This is a genomic window from Mycobacterium sp. shizuoka-1 (assembly GCF_002723835.1).
In the GTDB taxonomy this organism is placed as follows: domain Bacteria; phylum Actinomycetota; class Actinomycetes; order Mycobacteriales; family Mycobacteriaceae; genus Mycobacterium.
The window spans coordinates 1-738 of the sequence record NZ_BEWG01000059.1 but is presented as its reverse complement, the minus strand read 5'-3'; the positions used below and the strand labels follow the sequence as shown (position 1 = coordinate 738).

Genomic DNA, 738 nt, shown 5'->3' with positions numbered 1-738 from the left:
TTGCATTCGATGTGCTCTAGGGTGATGGTGCCGTCGGTGGTGGTGTCTCCGGCGTGGATACCGAGTTCGGTTTCGAGGGTCTCCAGGATGGCGTCGCCGCCCATGATGGCGCACAGGGTGTTGGTGCAGACCCCGATCAGGTAGTCGCCGGTGGGGGTGCGCCGGTACATCGAGTAGAACGTTGCGACCGCGGCGACTTCGGCATCGGTCAGGCCGAGCTGGTTGGCGCAGAAGGCGATCCCGGCGGTGGTGAGGTAGCCGTCTTCGGATTGCACCAGGTGCAGCAGCGGCAGCAACGCCGACCGCGGCTGCGGGTAGCGGGCGATGATGATGGCGGCGTCGGCGGCCAGACGCTCGGTGACCTCGGCCGGATACGCGGTGGGGCCGCTGATCGGGGGGCCGGGTTCCTCAGGCCGGGGCCCGAGGACGAGGTCGATACTCATCGGTCGACACCTCCCATGACCGGATCGATCGAGGCGACGGCGGCGATGACGTCGGCGACCATGCCGCCCTCGCTCATCGCGGCCACCGCTTGCAGGTTGGTGAACGACGGGTCGCGGTAGTGCACCCGATACGGGCGGGTGCCGCCGTCGGAGACCATGTGCACCCCCAACTCCCCGCGCGGGGACTCCACGGCCACATAGACCTGCCCGGCGGGCACCCGGATGCCTTCGGTGACCAGTTTGAAGTGGTGGATCAGCCCTTCCATCGAGGTGCCCATGATCCTGGCGATATGCG

The 738-nt window shown here is 67.8% G+C and carries 1 protein-coding gene and 1 pseudogene; both read right to left on the bottom strand.

The window, feature by feature from the left end:
* Window positions 1–443: NAD(P)H-dependent oxidoreductase subunit E (locus MSZK_RS17730; RefSeq protein WP_199203378.1), on the bottom strand; the 443-nt coding region annotated here is incomplete at its 3' end.
* A pseudogene (locus MSZK_RS17725) lies at window positions 440–738 on the bottom strand (NADH dehydrogenase subunit D); the annotation flags it as partial. The gene MSZK_RS17730 and the pseudogene MSZK_RS17725, both read right to left, overlap by 4 nt.